The organism is Mycobacterium asiaticum, assembly GCF_001673315.1.
Classification (GTDB): domain Bacteria; phylum Actinomycetota; class Actinomycetes; order Mycobacteriales; family Mycobacteriaceae; genus Mycobacterium; species Mycobacterium asiaticum_B.
On sequence record NZ_LZLQ01000154.1, the window covers coordinates 37,580 to 52,818 of the forward strand.

17 protein-coding genes are annotated in these 15,239 nt (G+C 66.6%); 11 read left to right on the forward strand and 6 right to left on the reverse strand.

The window, feature by feature from the left end:
- Nucleotides 1-9 precede the first annotated feature (9 nt).
- Together dapA and A5636_RS24945 are read left to right on the forward strand one after the other, a co-directional pair.
- Nucleotides 10-912, forward strand: coding sequence for a 4-hydroxy-tetrahydrodipicolinate synthase (gene dapA, locus A5636_RS24940; protein ID WP_065161321.1), 903 nt, complete (start codon nt 10-12; stop codon nt 910-912).
- 7 nt (nt 913-919) lie between these two features.
- Complete coding sequence (locus tag A5636_RS24945) at nt 920-2,596, forward strand: ribonuclease J (RefSeq protein WP_065161322.1); 1,677 nt, start codon at nt 920-922, stop codon at nt 2,594-2,596.
- 19 nt (nt 2,597-2,615) lie between these two features.
- On the opposite strand, the gene A5636_RS24950 is transcribed toward A5636_RS24945, so the two are convergent.
- From A5636_RS24950 to A5636_RS24960, 3 genes are read right to left on the reverse strand one after another with little or no spacing between them, the layout of a single operon-like run.
- A complete protein-coding gene (locus A5636_RS24950) occupies nt 2,616-3,488 on the reverse strand; it encodes an SAM-dependent methyltransferase (protein WP_065161323.1) in 873 nt (290 codons plus the stop codon).
- A 2-nt stretch (nt 3,489-3,490) separates the two neighbouring features.
- Entirely contained in the window at nt 3,491-4,315 is an 825-nt protein-coding gene (locus tag A5636_RS24955) for a mycofactocin-coupled SDR family oxidoreductase (RefSeq protein WP_155763998.1), read from the reverse strand.
- The gene (locus A5636_RS24960; protein ID WP_065161325.1) at nt 4,312-4,638 is read right to left on the reverse strand and encodes a putative quinol monooxygenase; all 327 of its coding nucleotides are present in this window, start codon (nt 4,636-4,638) and stop codon (nt 4,312-4,314) included. The genes A5636_RS24955 and A5636_RS24960 overlap by 4 nt, the downstream gene beginning before the upstream one ends.
- Before the next feature lie 131 nt (nt 4,639-4,769).
- Here A5636_RS24960 and A5636_RS24965 point away from each other — a divergent pair, with 131 nt between their 5' ends.
- Nucleotides 4,770-7,355, forward strand: coding sequence for an FtsK/SpoIIIE family DNA translocase (locus A5636_RS24965; RefSeq protein WP_081287989.1), 2,586 nt, complete (start codon nt 4,770-4,772; stop codon nt 7,353-7,355).
- Nucleotides 7,356-7,444: 89 nt separating this feature from the next.
- On the opposite strand, the gene A5636_RS24970 is transcribed toward A5636_RS24965, so the two are convergent.
- The gene (locus A5636_RS24970; protein WP_065161326.1) at nt 7,445-7,960 is read right to left on the reverse strand and encodes an amino-acid N-acetyltransferase; all 516 of its coding nucleotides are present in this window, start codon (nt 7,958-7,960) and stop codon (nt 7,445-7,447) included.
- A 58-nt stretch (nt 7,961-8,018) separates the two neighbouring features.
- Here A5636_RS24970 and pgsA point away from each other — a divergent pair, with 58 nt between their 5' ends.
- The 4 genes from pgsA (at nt 8,019) to pspM (ending at nt 10,815) form a co-directional block, all read left to right on the forward strand.
- Nucleotides 8,019-8,615, forward strand: coding sequence for a CDP-diacylglycerol--glycerol-3-phosphate 3-phosphatidyltransferase (pgsA, locus tag A5636_RS24975; RefSeq protein WP_065161327.1), 597 nt, complete (start codon nt 8,019-8,021; stop codon nt 8,613-8,615).
- 86 nt (nt 8,616-8,701) lie between these two features.
- Nucleotides 8,702-9,031, forward strand: a complete 330-nt coding sequence (clgR, locus tag A5636_RS24980) for a transcriptional regulator ClgR (RefSeq protein WP_065161328.1) — start codon at nt 8,702-8,704, stop codon at nt 9,029-9,031.
- A 125-nt stretch (nt 9,032-9,156) separates the two neighbouring features.
- Nucleotides 9,157-9,978 (forward strand): phage shock protein PspA, encoded by an 822-nt coding sequence (pspA, locus tag A5636_RS24985; protein ID WP_065161329.1) that lies wholly within the window; start codon nt 9,157-9,159, stop codon nt 9,976-9,978.
- Nucleotides 9,979-9,990: 12 nt separating this feature from the next.
- The gene (gene pspM, locus A5636_RS24990; RefSeq protein ID WP_065161330.1) at nt 9,991-10,815 is read left to right on the forward strand and encodes a phage shock envelope stress response protein PspM; all 825 of its coding nucleotides are present in this window, start codon (nt 9,991-9,993) and stop codon (nt 10,813-10,815) included.
- Nucleotides 10,816-10,882: 67 nt separating this feature from the next.
- Here the strand turns inward: pspM and A5636_RS24995 are convergent, their stop codons facing one another.
- On the reverse strand, nt 10,883-11,317 hold the full coding sequence (locus A5636_RS24995; RefSeq protein ID WP_065161331.1) for a limonene-1,2-epoxide hydrolase family protein: 435 nt from the start codon (nt 11,315-11,317) through the stop codon (nt 10,883-10,885).
- Between the two features lie 43 nt (nt 11,318-11,360).
- Between A5636_RS24995 and A5636_RS25000 the strand changes: the two genes are divergently transcribed.
- Both A5636_RS25000 and A5636_RS25005 read left to right on the forward strand, forming a co-directional pair.
- A complete protein-coding gene (locus tag A5636_RS25000; RefSeq protein WP_065161332.1) occupies nt 11,361-12,518 on the forward strand; it encodes a glycosyltransferase in 1,158 nt (385 codons plus the stop codon).
- Between the two features lie 30 nt (nt 12,519-12,548).
- Nucleotides 12,549-12,743 (forward strand): DUF3046 domain-containing protein, encoded by a 195-nt coding sequence (locus A5636_RS25005; protein ID WP_065161333.1) that lies wholly within the window; start codon nt 12,549-12,551, stop codon nt 12,741-12,743.
- A gap of 121 nt (nt 12,744-12,864) precedes the next feature.
- Here the strand turns inward: A5636_RS25005 and A5636_RS25010 are convergent, their stop codons facing one another.
- Nucleotides 12,865-13,449 carry a (2Fe-2S)-binding protein gene (locus A5636_RS25010; RefSeq protein WP_253900692.1) on the reverse strand — a complete coding sequence of 195 codons (585 nt, stop codon included), beginning with the start codon at nt 13,447-13,449 and terminating at the stop codon, nt 12,865-12,867.
- A 218-nt stretch (nt 13,450-13,667) separates the two neighbouring features.
- On the opposite strand from A5636_RS25010, the gene recA reads away from it, so the two are divergent.
- On the forward strand, nt 13,668-14,708 hold the full coding sequence (recA, locus tag A5636_RS25015; protein WP_065161334.1) for a recombinase RecA: 1,041 nt from the start codon (nt 13,668-13,670) through the stop codon (nt 14,706-14,708).
- Nucleotides 14,674-15,198 carry a recombination regulator RecX gene (gene recX / locus A5636_RS25020; protein ID WP_065161335.1) on the forward strand — a complete coding sequence of 175 codons (525 nt, stop codon included), beginning with the start codon at nt 14,674-14,676 and terminating at the stop codon, nt 15,196-15,198. The genes recA and recX overlap by 35 nt, the downstream gene beginning before the upstream one ends.
- Nucleotides 15,199-15,239: the final 41 nt, after the last annotated feature.

Sequence of the window (15,239 nt, forward strand, 5' to 3'; positions counted from 1 at the left end):
TGGACAACCGTGAGCACCGTCGGATTCGATGCCCCAGCACGCCTGGGAACTCTTCTGACCGCCATGGTGACACCGTTCGACGCTGATGGTGCGCTGGACACCGCCACCGCGGCCCGGCTGGCCAATCACCTGGTGGAGCAGGGCTGCGACGGCCTGGTTGTCTCCGGGACCACCGGGGAATCGCCCACCACCACCGACGACGAGAAGCTCGAGCTGCTGCGGGTCGTGCTCGAGGCGGTGGGCGACCGGGCGCGGGTGATCGCCGGCGCCGGCACCTACGACACCGCGCACAGCATCAAGTTGGCCAAGGCGTGCGCCGCGGAGGGCGCCCACGGCCTGTTGGTGGTAACGCCTTACTACTCGCGGCCGCCGCAGCGTGGGCTGAGGGCTCACTTCACCGCTGTCGCCGACGCCACCGATCTACCTGTGCTGCTCTACGACATCCCGCCACGATCGGTGGTGCCGATCGACTTCGACACCCTGCGCGCGCTGGCGTCGCATCCCAACATCGTCGGCGTCAAGGACGCCAAAGCCGACCTGCACGGCGCGGGCCAGCTCATCGCCGAAACCGGATTGGTCTATTACTCCGGAGACGATGCGCTCAACCTTCCCTGGCTGGCCATGGGTGCCACCGGGTTCATCAGCGTGATCTCCCATCTGGCGGCGGGTCAACTTCGAGAGTTGTTGTCCGCCTTCAACTCCGGAGATATCACCACAGCGCGCAAGATCAACGTTTCGGTGGGCCCGCTGTGCAACGCGATGAGCCGACTGGGCGGGGTGACGTTGTCCAAAGCGGGCCTGCGCCTGCAGGGCATAGACGTCGGCGACCCGCGACTGCCCCAGGTCGCGGCCACACCGGAGCAACTCGACGCATTGGCCGGCGACATGCGCGCGGCCTCCGTGCTCAGGTGAGTCACCAGTGAACGAGGAGCTTGCCCCACCAGGTCCCCTGACCGCGGGCGGCTTACGCGTCACCGCGCTGGGCGGGATCAGCGAAATCGGGCGCAATATGACGGTTTTCGAGCATCTGGGCCGGCTGCTCATCATCGACTGCGGCGTGATGTTCCCCACCCACGATGAGCCCGGCGTCGACCTCATCCTGCCCGACATCCGCCACATCGAGGACCGTCTCGACGACATCGAGGCGCTAGTGCTCACCCACGCCCACGAGGACCACATCGGGGCGATCCCGTTCCTGCTGAAGCTGCGTCCCGACATTCCGGTGGTCGGTTCCAAGTTCACTTTGGCGCTGGTTGCCGCCAAATGCCGCGAACACCGCATCAAGCCGGTGTTCGTCGAAGTCAAAGAGGGGCAGAGCAGCAGGCACGGGGTCTTCGAATGCGAGTACTTCGCCGTCAACCACTCCATCCCGGACGCGCTGGCCATCGCCGTTTACACCGGGGCGGGCACCGTCCTGCACACCGGCGACATCAAACTCGACCAATTGCCGCTCGACGGCCGCCCCACCGACCTGCCGGGCATGTCCCGGCTCGGCGACGCCGGAGTGGATCTGTTCCTGTGCGACTCGACCAACGCCGAGCATCCCGGTGTGGGGCCGTCCGAGAGTGAGATCGGCCCGACGTTGCACCGGTTGATCCGCGGCGCCGACGGGCGGGTGATCGTTGCGTGTTTCGCCTCCAACGTCGACCGCGTGCAGCAGATCATCGACGCCGCAGTGGCGTTGGGCCGACGGGTATCGTTCGTCGGGCGTTCGATGGTGCGCAACATGAGCATTGCGCGCGACCTCGGTTTTCTGAAGGTCGCCGATACGGACGTGGTCGACATCGCCGCTGCCGAGATGCTGCCCCCCGATCAGGTGGTGCTGGTCACCACCGGCACGCAGGGCGAGCCGATGGCGGCGTTGTCACGCATGTCGCGCGGTGAGCATCGCAGCATCACGCTGACCGCGGGCGACCTCATCGTGCTGTCCTCGTCGCTGATCCCCGGCAACGAGGAGGCTGTCTACGGAGTTATCGATGCGCTGGCCAAGATCGGGACCCGCGTCGTCACCAATGCGCAAGCCCGGGTGCATGTTTCGGGCCATGCCTATGCGGGCGAGTTGCTGTTCCTGTACAACGGCGTGCGCCCGCGGCATGTCATGCCGGTGCACGGGACCTGGCGACACCTACGGGCCAACGCCAAGCTGGCCGCCAGCACCGGCGTTCCCGAGGACGCGATCCTGGTGGCAGAGAACGGTGTCAGCGTCGACCTGGTCGCCGGCAAGGCCAGCATCGCCGGCGCGGTACCCGTCGGCAAGATGTTCGTCGACGGGCTGATCACCGGCGACGTCGGCGATATCACCTTGGGGGAGCGGCTCATTCTGTCGTCGGGCTTCGTCGCGGTGACCGTCGTGGTGCAGCGGGGCACCGGCAAGCCGGTCGCACCGCCGCACCTTCATTCCCGCGGTTTCTCCGAAGACCCCAAAGCGCTGGAACCCGTCGTACGCAAGGTGGAGGCCGAGCTGGAAGAGTTGGCCGCCAACCACGTCACCGATCCGATCCGGATCGCCCAGGGCGTGCGGCGCACCGTCGGCAAATGGGTGGGCGAGACCTTCCGCCGGCAGCCGATGATCGTGCCGACCGTGCTAGAGGTCTGACGGTCACCCCGGGCGGGCTCTAGACCTTCTCGGCGTAGGCCGACCATTCGATCTGGGATGCGCTGAGTTTGCGCCCGGTGGGCCCGACATAGCGCGCAACGAGGTCGTCCGGCCCGACCTGTTCGATCAGCCGCCAGCCGTACTCTTCCAGGAACGACGCGATCTCCTCGGGCTGAATGCCGAAGTGCCATAACTGCTGTCGTTTTCGCACCGAGCGATACAGTGTGCGACTGCCGTAAAGGTTTGTGCCGTCGATGAAGTCCCGACGGACGTAACTGAACACCATATGACTGCCGGGCGCGGTCGGCCGTAGCCCGTCCAGTGTGGTGCGGACCGCGTCCTCGGTGAGGTACTGGGTGACGCCCTCCCAGATGAGGAATACCCGGTAGTCGGTGCGGTAGCCGTGTTCGGCCAGCGCGGTCAACAGGTCATCCTGCTCAAAGTTCAACGCCACCAACCGAACCGAGAGGGGCAGCTCGCCCAGCACACGACGGACGGTCTTGGCCTTGCGGGCGACGTTGACCGGCAGATCCACCTCGAAGACCGGCCGGCGGATCCGCCGGTTCAGCTGATAGGCGCGGGTGTCCAACCCGGCACCGAGGATCACCACGGCGTCGATCTGGTCGGCGGCCTCGGCGAGCTTGTCGCCGATAAAGCGCTTGCGGCAGGCCAGATTCGCCCACAGACCGCGGCCGGTGAGCTCCGATGCGCCGATCAGCGCCCGCCGGATTGCCCGCACCTGGGTGGCGGCCGCGAGCCAACGCAGCGGTGCCGGCAGAAAGAGTTCGGCCAGATCGTCGTCGACCAACCTACGATCGGGCGGCTCGTTCTGCTCCACGGCGGCCAACAGCATCGGGCCAAATGCGGTGCGTGCCGCGGGGTTTCGCGCCATGCCTACCGCTTGTTCACACAACCCGCATCGACCGGCAGGGTGACACCGGTGATGTAGCGAGCTTGGTCGGACACTAGCCAGGCCACGGCGTTGGCGATGTCATCGGCCTGCAGGATCTGCACCGGCAGCGCGTTGCCTCCGCCTGCGGCCGCACCTCCTTCGGCGAACATCTCGGCCAGCCACTTCCGGTTGACTTCGTTGTTGACCATCGGGGTGTTGACCCCGGAGGGGTGCACCGAGTTGACCCGGATATTGTGTGGTGCAAGCAGATTCGCGTATAACCGGACCAACCCCACCAGCCCGTGTTTGGCGGCGGCGTAGCCGATGGAGCCCGCGTCAGCGGTACCGAAACCGGCCAGGCCTGCGGCCGAACTGATCAGCACGATCGATCCACCGGTGCCTTGCTCGATCATGGTCGGGATCGCGACGTCCACGGTGTGATAGACCCCGGTGAGATTGACGTCGATGACGTCGCGCCAGCCGTCCGGGCCGGATTGCATAGGTGCGATGCCGGCGTTGGCCACCACGATGTCCAGCCTGCCGAATTCCTCCAGGCCCGCATCCAGCGCCGTCGCCAACGACGCCCGGTCACGCACGTCGGCCTGTCTGGCCACGATGCGCGCCCCGGTGTCCTCGACGAGCTTGACGGTGGTGGCCAGGTCTTCGGCGCTGCCCAGCGGGTACGCCACGCTGTCGATCTGACCGCACAAGTCGATTGCGATCACGTCCGCGCCGTCGGCGGCCAATCGGACCGCGTGGGCACGCCCCTGACCGCGGGCGGCGCCGGTGATGAAGGCGACCTGGCCTTCCAGCGGTCGAGTCATCAGGACCGGATCGGGGCTCGGATTTGGCCCAAGTCCGCATCGCCCGCAGGAACCGGTTGCAGCATCTTGATGTCGGGGGCCCCGGCCAAGTGCTCGCCGGCGGCGGTGAACATCTTGGCGACCGCGGGCGCCGTGCTGTGCGCCTTGAGTGCTTCTTCGTCGGCCCACTGCTCGACGAACACGAAGGTCTCGCCCGACTGGTGCAGCGAATAAAGCTGGCACCCCGGCTCACGGTGCACTTCTTCGACGGCGGTGGTCAGGATGTCGCGAACGGTGTCGACCGATTCTGGCTTGACGGTCAGTGTGGCGACGACGACGACGGGCATGCTGGGCCTCCTGACGGCACTGGGATTCGGTTGTCACCCTACTCATATCGCTCAGGACACGGAGCGATGAAGGGGCCGTTACCAGTGTGGCGGATGGTGCAGTTGTTGTTTGTGCGACTAGGCTTGCGGCCATGGCCAGTAAGACCACAACCGGATCCGGAACCCGCACGAGTAGGTCTCGGCAAGCTACTGGGCAAGCTTCCAAGACCACGTCGCGGGCCGGGACCCGAAGTGGTCAAGCCGCGGGGCGCTCGGCAGGGGGGTCGCGGAACCCCAGAAAGCCCCCGGCCCGGCCCGTCAAGCGGGCCAGCAGGCCCGCCACACGACGCCGGCGATCGCTGCTGGTGCTGGCCGGCGGCACCTGCGGCCGGGCGGCACGCGCGGGCTGGTTGGTGGCCGCCAGAGGTACGGGACGGGCCGCCCGGTCAATCGGCCAGGCCCGGCACATCGAGGCCGGCCATCGCCGCGACGGTATTGCCCTGATGCTGCTGGGCGTCGCGGTGATTGTGGCCGCGAGTTGCTGGTTCGACGCGGCCCGCCCGGTGGGGGCCTGGGTCGATGCCGGCCTGCGGTTGTTCATCGGTGCTGCCGTCGTGCTGATTCCGCTGGTCAGTGCCGCTGTAGCGATCATTCTGATGCGCACGGAGCCCAACCCCGAGGCACGTCCGCGACTGATCTTGGGCGCCAGTTTGATCGTGCTGTCATTCCTCGGTTTGCGTCATCTGTGGTCCGGCTCCCCGGAAGACCCCGAATTGCGCCGCCGGGCGGCGGGATTCATCGGCTTCGCCATCGGTGGCCCGCTGTCCGACGGCCTGACCGCCTGGATCGCGGCCCCGCTGCTGTTCATCGGCGGCCTGTTCGGAGTATTGCTGCTGACCGGCATCACCATCCGGGAGGTGCCTGACGCCGTTCGCAGCATGTTCGACACCGGGATCTTCCACCGCGACTACGACGATCAGGAAGATCTGGAAGATCAGGACGAATACGACGACTTCGCGGGTGACGACGCTGACACCGTCGAAGTCACACCGGCCGACGACTTTTCCGACGGCTACTACGACCAGTCGATCGACGATGTGCCGAAGGCATGGCCGACGGCACAAGCCGACGCACCGGCGGACCCCATCGAGGACGAGGCGCCGACCATCCCGGAGCCGCGCTCGCGTCGCCGCGCCGCGAAGAAGCTCGACACAGCGCCGCTGGACCGGGTCGTCGAAGGCCCGTATGCGCTGCCGTCGCTCGATCTGCTGGTCGCGGGCGACCCGCCCAAGAAGCGCAGCGCCGCCAACACCCACATGGCGTCCGCGATCGGCGAGGTACTGACTCAGTTCAAGGTCGACGCGGCCGTCACCGGTTGCACCCGCGGGCCCACGGTGACCCGCTACGAGGTTGAACTCGGGCCCGGGGTCAAAGTGGAGAAGATCACCGCGCTGCAGAGGAACATCGCCTATGCGGTGGCCACCGAGAGCGTGCGCATGCTCGCCCCGATCCCCGGCAAGTCCGCCGTCGGCATCGAGGTGCCCAACACCGACCGCGAAATGGTCCGGCTCGCCGACGTGCTCACCGCACCCTCGACCCGTCGTGACCATCATCCGCTGGTCATCGGGTTGGGCAAGGACATCGAAGGCGATTTCATCTCCGCCAACCTGGCCAAGATGCCGCACCTGCTGGTTGCCGGCTCCACCGGTTCGGGCAAGTCCAGCTTCGTCAACTCGATGCTGGTGTCGCTGCTGACCCGCGCCACTCCGGAAGAGGTCAGGATGATCCTGATCGACCCGAAGATGGTGGAACTGACGCCCTACGAAGGCATCCCGCACCTGATCACCCCGATCATCACCCAGCCCAAGAAGGCCGCGGCGGCGTTGGCGTGGCTGGTCGAGGAGATGGAGCAGCGCTACCAGGACATGCAGGCGTCCCGGGTGCGTCACATCGACGACTTCAACGCCAAGGTCCGCTCCGGTGAGATCACCACCCCGCTGGGCAGCCAACGGGTGTACCGGCCCTACCCCTACGTCCTGGCGATCGTCGACGAGCTGGCCGACCTGATGATGACCGCGCCGCGCGACGTCGAGGACGCCATCGTGCGGATCACCCAGAAGGCCCGCGCGGCCGGTATCCACCTGGTGCTGGCCACCCAGCGCCCGTCCGTGGACGTGGTGACCGGCCTGATCAAGACAAACGTGCCGTCGCGGCTCGCCTTCGCGACGTCGTCGCTGACCGACAGCCGGGTGATCCTGGACCAAGCCGGCGCGGAGAAGCTGATCGGCATGGGCGACGGCCTCTTCCTGCCGATGGGGGCGGGTAAACCGATCCGGTTGCAGGGCGCATACATCACCGACGAGGAAATTCAGGCCGTCGTCGCCGCCTGCAAGGACCAGGCGGAACCGGAGTACACCGAAGGCGTCACCGCCGCCAAACCCACCGGAGAGCGCACCGACGTCGACCCGGACATCGGCGACGACATGGACGTCTTCCTGCAGGCCGTGGAGCTGGTGGTGTCCAGCCAGTTCGGGTCGACCTCGATGCTGCAGCGCAAGTTGCGGGTCGGATTCGCCAAGGCCGGGCGGCTGATGGACCTGATGGAGACCCGCGGCATCGTCGGTCCCAGCGAAGGCTCCAAGGCGCGTGAGGTGCTGGTCAAGCCCGAGGAACTGGCGGGCACCCTGGCTCTGATCCGGGGCGGCGCCAACGCGGACGGCGGCGACCCGGACGAGTAAGGCCGAGCAGACGCAGAATCGCACTGAAACGTGCCGTTTCGTGCGATTCTGCGTCTGCTCGCGAGCGGGAGGCGCCCCAGCTGGCGCAGTTACAGCACCAGCAGCATCCGCGAATTGCCCAGAATGTTGGGCTTGACGTAGCTCAGATCCAGAAACTCGGCGACACCGAGGTCGTAGGAGCGGCACATCTCCTCGAACACCTCGGCCGTCACCGGCGTGCCCTCGATCTCGGTGAACCCGTGTCTGCCGAAGAACTCCGTTTCGAAGGTCAACACGAACAGCCGCTTGAGCTGCAGCTCGCGGGCCACCTCGAGCAGCTGGTTGACGATCGCGTGCCCGATCCCGTGGCCGGTCATCCCCGGATCCACGGCCACTGTGCGGATTTCGCCGAGGTCGGACCACAGCACGTGCAGCGCGCCACAACCCACCACCCGGCCCTCCTGCTCGGCGACCCAGAATTCCTGGATCGCCTCGTAGAGCGTCACCAGATTCTTTTCCAGCAGAATTCGTCCGGCGTAGGTGTCGACGAGCTGCTTGATCGCAGGAACGTCGGATGTGCGCGCCCGCCTTACCAGCGGCCGGCAACCCCCAGGACTTTCGGTCACGTCGCCACAGTATCGACGTCGGGGTTCGCTTGAGCTGGTCAACCGCTATTCTGTTGCCGTGTCGGGGCAGCCGGAAACCGGTCAGTTGCCAAGCGCTGTCCGGATAGCGAATCTGGCTAATGTTCTCACGCTGCTACGGCTGTTGCTGGTCCCGATTTTCCTGTTCGCCTTGTTCTACGGCGACGGTCATCACACCACGGCGCGCATCGTGGCGTGGGCAATTTTCGCGGTCGCTTGCATCACTGACCGGTTCGACGGGCAGCTGGCCCGCAACTACGGCATGGCAACCGAATTCGGCGCGTTCATCGATCCGATCGCCGACAAGACCCTGATCGGCGCGGCCCTGATCGGCCTGTCGATGCTCGGCGAACTGCCCTGGTGGGTCACCATTTTGATCATGACCCGCGAGGTCGCGATCACGGTGTTGCGGCTGGCCGTGATTCGCCGCGGCGTCATCCCGGCAAGCTGGGGCGGCAAGCTCAAGACGCTGACCCAGGCCGTGGCGATCGGTTTGTTCGTGCTGCCCCTGTCCGGGGTGCTGAATACCGTGGCACAGATCGTGATGGTGCTGGCGATCGTGCTCACGGTTGTCACCGGCATCGACTATGTGGCCTCTACGGTCCGGGAGATACGACGGGCGAAGCGCGCAGCTTGACCGTCGGGGAACCATCGCGGCCGCCGACGGCGTTGACCTAACGTCTGATGCTTTTTTGGTGAGATGACCGGACAGAGGAGAGCACGATGGCGTCATTAGTGCGCGAGGTCGTTGGCGACGTGCTGCGGGGGACCCGGACATCGCAGGGCCGGACACTGCGTGAGGTGTCCGATTCGGCGCGGGTGAGCCTCGGGTACTTGTCGGAGGTCGAGCGCGGCCGCAAGGAACCCTCGAGCGAACTGCTCAATGCGATCTGTGACGCCCTTGCGGTGCCTTTGTCGCAGGTACTCATCGACGCCGGTGAGCGGCTGGCCCGCGAGGAGCGCGCCGGCTACGCGGTGTCGCCGACCGGCGCGACCATCGACGCCAGCACCAAGGTCGTCATCCCTCCGGTGGCCTCGTTGGCGGTTGCGTGAGCTTGGGCGTTCACTAGATATGCACCATGGGTGGGGCGATCGGCGTTGACCCACTAAATTGAGCTGCAAGGGTAAGCATTCACGCCCATCCGGCAGACAAGAAGAAGCGAAGGCGGAGCTAACTGATGGCCAATCCGTTCGTCAAAGCGTGGAAGTACCTCATGGCGCTGTTCAACTCCAAGATTGACGAACACGCCGACCCGAAAGTGCAGATCCAGCAGGCCATCGAAGAAGCCCAGCGCACCCATCAAGCGCTGACCCAGCAGGCCGCACAGGTGATCGGAAACCAGCGCCAGCTGGAGATGCGGCTGAACCGGCAGCTCGCCGACATCGAGAAGTTGCAGGTCAACGTGCGTCAGGCGCTGACGTTGGCGGACCAGGCCGTCGCGAACGGCGACGCTGCCAAGGCGACCGAGTACAACAACGCCGCCGAGGCGTTCGCCGCGCAACTGGTGACTGCCGAGCAAAGCGTCGAGGACCTCAAGGGGCTGCACGACCAGGCCCTGCAAGCGGCCGGCCAGGCGAAGAAGGCCGTCGAACGCAACGCGATGGTGTTGCAGCAGAAGATCGCCGAGCGCACCAAGCTGCTCAGCCAGCTCGAGCAGGCCAAGATGCAGGAGCAGGTCAGTGCGTCGCTGCGCTCGATGAGCGAGCTCGCCGCCCCCGGCAACACGCCCAGCCTCGACGAGGTGCGCGACAAGATCGAACGGCGCTACGCCAACGCGATCGGATCGGCCGAACTTGCGCAGAGTTCGGTGCAGGGTCGCATGCTCGAGGTCGAGCAGGCCGGAGTCCAGATGGCTGGGCATTCGCGGCTCGAGCAGATCCGGGCGTCGATGCGCGGCGATGCCCTCCCGGCTGGGGGCGCAGGGACGCCCGGAGCCACTCCGGCGACACCGGGCGCCGAGACCGGCGGGGCGGTACCCGAGAAGCCGTTCGGTCAGTAGCAGGGCGACCTGATGGCGGTGCGATCAAATCGGCGCGGGCCCCTACGGGCTCTGTGGCAGCGCGGCTTTGACACCGTCGTCGACCTGTCGGGTCTGGTAGTCGACAAGATCAGTGCCGCCGCCGATCCGCGGGCGCGCCAGTTGCGTCGGCGCCGACGCGCGTTGCGCTGGGCCTGGATCTTCACCGCTGGTGTCGTTTTCTGGGCGCTGGTGACGGCGGTCTTGGCGGCATGGGGCTGGTTCGCGTTGCTGCTGCAGATCACCGGCGCCGTCGCGGTCGTCATGGTCATCCCGGCGACGCTGCTGTTCTTCCGGTACTACTGGCTCAAATCCGAACCACTGCCGTCGCAACGGCCGGCTGTCTCGCGCCGGCTGCCACCACTCGGTTCGGCCGCGCGTCCGGCGATGTACGCGCTGGGAGCCTCCGAGCGCGGTTTCTTCTCGCTCCTGGGAGTGATCGAGCGCAGCGCAATACTGCCGGCCGACGAGATCAGCGAGCTGACGAACGCCGCGAAGCGGACCTCGGCGGCAATGTCGGCCACCGCTGCCGAAGTGGTGTCGATGGAACGGGCAGCGCACGGTTCGGAGTCATCGCGACAGTATCTGGTGCCGACCATCAATGCCTATACCGCCCAGTTGGGCGCCGGAGTTCGTCAGTACAACGAAATGGTCACCGCCGCCGCGCATCTGGTCTCCTCGGTCAACGGAGACACCGCCGGCGGGGTAACCGTGCTCGCGCAACAGCGGTACCGCGACGAGCTCACCGGCGCGACCGACCGGCTGCTTGGCTGGGCGCAGGCGTTCGACGAACTCGGCGGCCTTCGAAAGGCACATTGAAGTTCAGTAGGGCTCAAGTCGGCTACGTCGTCGGGCGAAGTCGGCTACGTCGTCGGACGCAAGTCGGCTACATCGTCGGGCGCAGCGACGGGATCACGACTCCGGCAAGGCCACGTCCGGTCGCCTTGAGGAAGTCGAACATGTCGAAGTAGTCGCGCCACAAGATGATCTTCCCGTCCTGAACTTCGAAGATCCCGCAAACCCAGAACTGCAGGCGTAGCGGGCCGAAGATCAGTGCGTCGGTCCGTTCGGTGAGCACCGCGTTGCCGTCGGCGGCCACCCGGTGGAATTTCACCTCGAAGCCGATCCGGCCTTCCATTTTGCGGAACAGCTTGGTCACCTTGCGTCCGCCGCGGATCCTCGAGTACCCGAAGTTCTCGTAGACCAGGTCGTCGTGCAAAGCGGCATCCGCAGCTTCGAAATCCTCGTCCTGCAGCGCATACAAGAATCCCTCGACCGTGCGGATGTTGTCACTGGTTGTCGTCTGAGTCAGCTCGGTCATGGTCGCCAGCGTAGGCGAGCGCAGCTGTGGCAGGGTAGGGCCGATGCGCGTCGCGGTGGTAGCCGGCCCCGACCCCGGCCACTCGTTCCCCGCGATAGCCCTGTGCCGACGCTTCCTTGCGGCCGGCGACAAGCCCACCCTGTTCACCGGTGTGGAATGGCTGGACGCCGCCCGCAGCGTCGGGGTTGACGCGGTCGAACTGGACGGGCTCAAGGCCACCGACGAGGACCTCGACGCCGGTGCCAGAATTCACCGGCGGGCCGGGCGGATGGCGGTGCTCATCGCGCCGGCCCTGCGCGACCTGGCACCGGATCTGGTGGTGTCTGACGTCATCACCTCCGGCGGCGGCATGGCCGCCGAGCTACTCGGGATCCCATGGGTCGAACTGTGCCCCCATCCGCTGTACCTGCCGTCCAAAGGGCTGCCGCCGATCGGCAGCGGTCTCGCGCCTGGAACGGGACTGCGAGGAAAGCTGCGGGACTCGGTGATGCGCGCGCTGACCGCACGATCGGTGCGGGCGGGCCGACGCCAGCGTGCGGAGGTCCGGGTTGAAATCGGCTTGCCGGAGCGCGATCCGGGGCCGGCGCGACGGCTGATCGCCACCCTGCCCGCCCTGGAAGTGCCCCGGCCGGACTGGCCCACCGAGGCCGTCGTGGTCGGACCTCTGCACTTCGAGCCCACCGAACGAGTGCTGGAGATCCCGCCCGGTGCCGGGCCGGTGGTGGTGATAGCACCGTCCACGGCCTATACCGGCACGGTCGGGCTGGCACAGCTCGCGTTGGAAAGCCTGATACCGGGGGAGACGCTGCCCACGGGTTCGCGGCTGGTGGTGTCGTGGCTCGGCGGCGAGGATCTTTCGGTACCGCCATGGGCGGTGGCGGGACTGGGCCGTCAGGATGAGTTGCTCAAGCACGCCGATCTGGTGATCGCCGGCGGCGGTCATGGAATGGTGGCCAAGACGCTGCTCGCGAGCGTGCCCATGGTGGTGGTGCCCGGTGGCGGGGATCAGTGGGAGATGGCCAATCGGCTGGTCCGTCAGGGCAGCGGGCGACTGATCCGCCCGTTGGCCGCCGACGCTCTGGTGGAGGCGGCCGGTGATGTGCTGTCCTCGCCGAATTACCGGGCGGCCGCCGAGCAGGCGGCGGCCAGCATCGCCGGGGTGGCCGACCCGGTGCGGGTATGCCACGAAGCGCTTGATTGAGCTGAGTGGCGCGCTGGGTATGTTGCTGCCGTGCGGCTGACGGAGTTCCACGAGCGGGTCACGTTGCGGTTCGGCGCAGCGTACGGCGCGTCTGTGCTGGTCGACCACGTGTTGTCGGGCTTCGACGGTCGCACCGCCGCGCAAGCGATCGAGGACGGCGTCGAACCCCGCGACGTGTGGCGTGCGCTGTGCATGGACTTCGACGTGCCGCGCGAGCAGTGGTGAGTCACCCAGGCGCGTTGACTCTGCGTTGAGGGCGCAGATTTCCCGGAATTTCGCGCCGCTCGCGCAGAGTCAACGAGCCGCTCGCGCAGAGTCAACGAGCCGCTCGCGCAGAGTCAACGTGCTATAGCGCGCAGTCGCCGCACTTTCCGCCGCCCGGGACGCGATAGAAGAGGCAACAGCTGTTGCGTCGGAAGCCGAGGTCCGCGCCGGTGAGGAGGCCGGTGCCGACGAGCTGACCGGTGCCCAGTAATTCGGTGGTCAGCGCCGTAATCTGTGCGCGCAGTTCCGGCCGCGCTACCAACAGCATCCGCGAAGTGCCTACCAGCGCGGACGCGATGTTGCCGTAGAGCAGCCCGGGTGCCAGGTCGGCCGGCAGGCCGGCGGCCAACCGCTCCATGTGCTCGCACACGACTACGCGATACAACACCTCGGCGGTGGCTGCGACGGGCTCGCCGGTGGGTTCGGGCAGCCGTAACTGGGCGTTGTCGTCGGCACGTTGCAACTCGGTCAGGTCCGGGATGACGCCGTGAGCCAGCACGCAGGCGAGCACGGGTGACCACAGCCGGGCGGCGTGGCCGAGGTGCACCAGGGAGGCGCCGACCCGCAGTTCGGTGCGGTACCGGGTGACGGTGGCCTCGACGAGGCCGGCGAATCCGTCGGCGTAGGACCCGGCAACGGGATGCCACCCGGTCGGATCTCCGCTCACCGTGAGAGCGAAAAAGCCCCCGTACGAGGCAACTTCGGCGAGCTCCACGGAGATGTCGATCCGGATATGTTGCCACACCGGCGTGTCGGCCGGGAGTCGAACAGGTGTTCGGCTACTGTGGTGAGCATTCGGAGACCTCGACTTGTCAGACCCCGCGCCTAGTGTCACGGCCAACCGACCAACACCGGTCACCGAACACCGACTACAGGAGAAGCATCATGGCTCAAGCCCCTGACCGCGAGAAGGCACTCGAACTGGCGATGGCCCAGATCGAGAAGAGTTACGGCAAAGGCTCGGTGATGCGCCTCGGAGACGAGGTACGCCAGCCGATTTCAGTCATCCCGACCGGGTCCATCGCGCTGGACGTCGCCCTGGGCATCGGTGGCCTGCCTCGTGGCCGGGTCATCGAGATCTATGGTCCGGAGTCCTCGGGTAAGACCACCGTGGCGCTGCATGCGGTGGCCAACGCACAGGCTGCGGGCGGCGTCGCGGCGTTCATCGACGCCGAGCACGCGCTGGATCCGGATTATGCCAAGAAACTCGGTGTCGATACCGATTCGCTGCTGGTCAGCCAGCCGGACACCGGTGAACAGGCACTCGAGATCGCCGACATGCTGATCCGCTCGGGCGCGCTGGACATCGTCGTCATCGACTCGGTGGCAGCGCTGGTGCCGCGCGCGGAGCTCGAAGGCGAGATGGGTGACAGCCACGTCGGGCTGCAGGCCCGGCTGATGAGTCAGGCGCTGCGGAAAATGACTGGCGCGCTGAATAATTCGGGCACCACAGCGATCTTCATCAACCAGTTGCGGGAGAAGATCGGGGTGATGTTCGGCAGCCCCGAGACCACCACGGGTGGTAAGGCCTTGAAGTTCTACGCGTCGGTGCGCATGGACGTGCGCCGGATCGAGACACTCAAGGACGGCACCAATGCGGTCGGCAACCGCACCCGGGTCAAGGTCGTCAAGAACAAGGTGTCGCCGCCGTTCAAGCAGGCCGAGTTCGACATCCTCTACGGCAAGGGCATCAGTCGGGAAGGCTCGCTGATCGATATGGGTGTCGACCAGGGCTTCATCCGCAAGTCCGGCTCCTGGTTCACCTATGAGGGTGAGCAGCTCGGTCAGGGCAAGGAGAATGCCCGCAACTTCCTGACGGAGAACGCCGACATTGCCAACGAGATCGAGAAGAAGATCAAGGAAAAGCTCGGCATTGGCGCAGTGGTGACCGATGACAGCGTCCTGCCCGCCCCCGTCGACTTCTGAGTCTGGGCGTCGCGACGAGCAGGCGCGGGCACTGTGCCTGCGCCTGCTCACCGCGAGAGCACGCACCCGGGCTGAACTGGCCGCACAGCTGACCAAGCGGGGTTACCCCGACGACGTCAGCAACCGGGTACTGGATCGGCTGGCCACGGTGGGCTTGGTGGACGACACCGATTTCGCCGAACAGTGGGTGCGGTCGAGGCGTGCGAACACCGGTAAGAGTCGGCGCGCGCTGGCCGCCGAATTGCACACCAAGGGTGTCGACAACGAGGTGATCACCGCGGTGCTCGCCGACATCGACGCCGGTGCCGAACGGGACCGAGCCGAGCAGCTCGTGCGGACCAAATTGCGGCGGGAGGTGCTCAGCGAGGACGACACCAAAGTAGGGCGCCGCCTGATCGGGATGTTGGCCCGTCGCGGGTACAGCCAGGCGGTGGCGTGCGAGGTGGTCTTCGCCGAGCTGGCCGCCGAGCGGCAACGCCGACGCGTCTAGTCGGACGCCTGACGAGCTGCGGATTCATCCCGCAGATCCCG

Excerpts from the sequence above, each read along its gene's own strand:
- A5636_RS24950 (WP_065161323.1), bottom strand. The coding sequence starts at position 3,488 with ATGGCGCGAAACCCCGCGGCACGCACCGCATTTGGCCCGATGCTGTTG.
- A5636_RS24960 (WP_065161325.1), bottom strand. The coding sequence starts at position 4,638 with ATGCCCGTCGTCGTCGTCGCCACACTGACCGTCAAGCCAGAATCGGTC.
- A5636_RS24965 (WP_081287989.1), top strand. The coding sequence starts at position 4,770 with ATGGCCAGTAAGACCACAACCGGATCCGGAACCCGCACGAGTAGGTCT.
- clgR (WP_065161328.1), top strand. The coding sequence starts at position 8,702 with ATGGCGTCATTAGTGCGCGAGGTCGTTGGCGACGTGCTGCGGGGGACC.
- pspA (WP_065161329.1), top strand. The coding sequence starts at position 9,157 with ATGGCCAATCCGTTCGTCAAAGCGTGGAAGTACCTCATGGCGCTGTTC.
- pspM (WP_065161330.1), top strand. The coding sequence starts at position 9,991 with ATGGCGGTGCGATCAAATCGGCGCGGGCCCCTACGGGCTCTGTGGCAG.
- A5636_RS24995 (WP_065161331.1), bottom strand. The coding sequence starts at position 11,317 with ATGACCGAGCTGACTCAGACGACAACCAGTGACAACATCCGCACGGTC.
- A5636_RS25000 (WP_065161332.1), top strand. The coding sequence starts at position 11,361 with ATGCGCGTCGCGGTGGTAGCCGGCCCCGACCCCGGCCACTCGTTCCCC.
- recA (WP_065161334.1), top strand. The coding sequence starts at position 13,668 with ATGGCTCAAGCCCCTGACCGCGAGAAGGCACTCGAACTGGCGATGGCC.
- recX (WP_065161335.1), top strand. The coding sequence starts at position 14,674 with ATGACAGCGTCCTGCCCGCCCCCGTCGACTTCTGAGTCTGGGCGTCGC.